Raw genomic sequence first — 3,707 nt, 5'->3', positions numbered from 1 at the left:
GTGTTCCCAAAGGGCAGCGGAAAGAACCTGTCAAAAAGGAGCAGGGTAATTTACTAAAAACAATAAACACTAATGCGAGGAAACAACTCGCATTACTTTTGCCTTTTAATATTTCAAAAATTGAAAGTGACACTATAAATTCTACTCAGGCCAGATTGAAAAAGGATAAGTTTCTGAATCTGACTTTGGATTTCTATTCGGGTGCTTTGATGGCGATTGATTCAGCCAGAGTTTTAGGGATGAATTTCGACATCAAAATTTTAGATTCTCAGGAAACTAAAAACTCTTCCAATGTTGCGGCTTTGATACAGCAAAATAACCTTCAGGGAATGGATGCTATTATTGGCCCTTTTTATCAGTCGAATGTTGAGAAATTGGCAGAGCTGGTTGAACCAACAAAGACTCCGGTCATTTCGCCATTATCGAAAGATGTAGGTAAAAAATACACTAATTTATACCAATCGACACCTTCTGCAGATTTTTTACGTAATTCTATTTTTGATTTTATGAAAGCCAAAAACGGAAATATTATTGCTGTGGTAGACAATAAGAAAGGAAGCGTAAAACAATACATCCAGGAAATGCAGCCCAATGTTAGGATTGCAGGTTTGAGCGAGAAAGGTAGTTTTGTTGCCGATAGTTTGAAAACCTTGTTTCAAAAAGACAGACTCAATTATGTGGTTTTGGCTTCTGAAAGCACAGGAATGATTTTGGCCACAACGAATGCGATGTTAGCTGCGCAAAAAGAATATCAGGTTCAGTTGGTAATTTTGGAACAGAACGACACCTTTGATTTTGAGGAAATCTCATTGACCAGATTAACCAAGTTAAAACTTTTGTATCCATCGCTTTCAAGACCAAACGAAACTGATGAAGCCAATCAGTTTGATGCAAAGTATAAAAAAGCAAATAAAATTATACCCAATCAATACGCTATTCGTGGCTTTGATGTAACGTTTGATACTTTGCTTCGCTTATCGCAGGATACAACTTTTGAAGAAACAATTCAGGTTTCACCATCTGAACAAATAGAAAACAAATTTGATTATGTCCAAAATGCAACTTACGGTTATTCCAATAACGGAATTTACATCTTGTATTACGACACTGATTTAACCATAAAAGAAGCATTGTAAAATGACAACATCAATCGTTAGATATTTAGGCGAGCTACGAACTTCGTCTATGCATATGCAATCCGGAACCGAAATCATTACAGATGCTCCAATAGATAATCACGGAAAAGGAGAGGCTTTCTCGCCTACAGACATGGTGGCTAATTCTTTGGCAACTTGCATGATTACCATTATGGCAATCAAAGCAAGAGATATGGATTTAGAATTAAAAGGAACAACAGCAGAAGTAACCAAAGTTATGGCCGCTGAACCAAGAAGAATTTCAGAAATCCATATTCATTTTGAGATGAATCTAACCGATGATAAAAAGGTTAAAACAACTCTGGAAAAAACAGCAATGACTTGTCCGGTTCATTTTAGCCTTCATCCGGATATCAAAAAAGTGATTACTTTTAATTGGAAGTAGCTCAAGAAATAAGAAAAAGAACATAGAATATTGATGTTCAAATGTCTTTGTTCTATTTTCTATACTCTATTCTCTTTTTTATAAAATGAATCCACAACAACTACTTCTCATAAAACTTGCACATACCAAAATGCCATTCGGTAAGTATGAAGGCTATTATCTTATTGATTTGCCCGAATATTATGTGGTTTGGTACAGCCAAAAAGGTTTTCCAAAAGGTCAGCTCGGTGAGCAATTACAACTTGTTTATGAACTTAAATTAAACGGTTTGGAAGAATTGGTTCGGAATATAAAAAAACAATATCCAAAACCAATTTGAGGATTTGGTAATTTGGTGATTTGAAATCGCGATTTTCTTAACTTTTCGGGGATACTTTTATCATCTTCAAATTTTCAAATTAACTCATTTTCAAATTAACTTTTATCCGATTTAATTCATTATTTTTGCGTCGTTTTTTACAACAACTACAACACAACAATTACAAAAAAAATGAATCAAACAAAATACATTTTTGTTACCGGCGGTGTGACTTCTTCTTTGGGAAAAGGAATCATTGCAGCATCTCTGGCCAAGTTACTACAGGCGAGAGGCTATCGAACGACCATTCAAAAATTTGACCCTTACATCAACGTTGATCCGGGAACTTTAAATCCGTACGAACACGGAGAATGTTTTGTGACGGATGATGGAGCAGAAACTGATTTAGATTTAGGTCATTATGAAAGATTTTTAAATGTTCCTACTTCACAAGCCAACAACGTTACTACAGGAAGGGTTTATCTTTCGGTAATTGAAAAAGAACGTAGAGGTGAGTTTTTAGGAAAAACAGTTCAGGTTGTTCCTCATATTACCAACGAAATTAAAGAACGCATGCAATTGCTTGGGAATTCGGGCGATTTTGATATTGTGATTACTGAAATTGGTGGAACTGTCGGAGATATTGAGTCGTTACCCTATATCGAATCGGTGCGTCAATTAGTTTGGGAATTGGGTGAAAGTAACGGAATTGTAATTCACTTAACATTGGTTCCCTATTTGGCTGCAGCCGGAGAATTAAAAACAAAACCAACGCAGCACTCGGTTAAAACTTTGATGGAAAGCGGAATCAAAGCTGATATTTTAGTTTGTAGAACGGATCGTGATTTATCAGACGATTTGCGTAATAAACTCGCTTTGTTTTGCAATGTAAAACGAGAAGCTGTTATCCAGTCTATTGATGCTTCAACGATTTACGAGGTACCAAATTTGATGCTTGAAGAAGGCTTGGATATTGTCGCATTAAAGAAATTAAACTTACCTAAAAAAGCAGCTCCGGATTTAAGAAACTGGAACACTTTCCTGCATAGATTAAAACACCCAAAACAAACAGTAAATGTCGGTTTGGTTGGAAAATATGTCGAATTACAAGATTCGTATAAATCAATCTTAGAGTCATTTATTCATGCTGGTGCGGCAAATCAAACCAAAGTGAACGTGATTTCTATCCATTCTGAATATCTTGATGCCAAAACGGCAGAACAACAACTAAAAGATTTGGACGGCATAATAGTTGCCCCAGGGTTTGGCGGTCGCGGAATTGAAGGGAAAATAGATACTGTTCGTTATGCTCGTGAAAACAACATTCCGTTTTTCGGAATTTGTCTTGGAATGCAAATGGCGGTTATCGAATATTCCAGAAATGTTTTGGGATTAAAAAATGCAAATTCTACCGAAATGAATGAGGATACAAAAGATCCTGTAATTTCATTAATGGAAGAGCAAAAAACCATTACTGATAAAGGCGGAACAATGCGTTTGGGTTCATGGAAGTGTAATATTACACCAGGAACATTGGCTCACGAAATCTACGGTAAAGACCAAATCGATGAGCGTCACCGTCATCGTTATGAGTTTAATAATGAATACAGGAAACAATTAGAAAAAGCAGGATTAATTTGTTCGGGAATAAATCCGGAAACAGGTTTGGTTGAGATTATTGAACTGGAAAGCCATCCGTTTTTTATAGGCGTTCAATACCATCCGGAATATAAGAGTACGGTTGCGAATCCACACCCAATTTTTGTTAGCTTTGTGGCCGCAATGGTAAAACATAAAAATAAATAAAGGAACTGAAAAGTTCAGCATTACTATGGAAGAAAAGAAATTTGATTTTAATACAATTATT

General features: G+C 35.8%; 3 protein-coding genes and 1 pseudogene. All 4 read left to right on the top strand.

Annotation, left to right across the window (positions count from 1 at the left end):
• Nucleotides 1-1,136, top strand: a pseudogene (locus tag ABIQ27_RS09210) (hypothetical protein); the annotation flags it as partial.
• 1 nt (nucleotide 1,137) lies between these two features.
• On the top strand, nucleotides 1,138-1,542 hold the full coding sequence (locus ABIQ27_RS09205; RefSeq protein WP_348033589.1) for an OsmC family protein: 405 nt from the start codon (nucleotides 1,138-1,140) through the stop codon (nucleotides 1,540-1,542).
• Between the two features lie 85 nt (nucleotides 1,543-1,627).
• Nucleotides 1,628-1,861 carry a DUF3820 family protein gene (locus ABIQ27_RS09200; protein ID WP_293889956.1) on the top strand — a complete coding sequence of 78 codons (234 nt, stop codon included), beginning with the start codon at nucleotides 1,628-1,630 and terminating at the stop codon, nucleotides 1,859-1,861.
• Nucleotides 1,862-2,032: 171 nt separating this feature from the next.
• Nucleotides 2,033-3,646: a CTP synthase gene (locus ABIQ27_RS09195; RefSeq protein WP_348033588.1), complete on the top strand. Its 1,614-nt coding sequence runs from the start codon at nucleotides 2,033-2,035 to the stop codon at nucleotides 3,644-3,646.
• Nucleotides 3,647-3,707: the final 61 nt, after the last annotated feature.

The organism is Flavobacterium sp. (genome assembly GCF_039916025.1).
Taxonomy (GTDB): domain Bacteria; phylum Bacteroidota; class Bacteroidia; order Flavobacteriales; family Flavobacteriaceae; genus Flavobacterium.
Note: the sequence above shows the minus strand (reverse complement) of the source record. Positions and strands in the feature narration are given on the sequence as shown.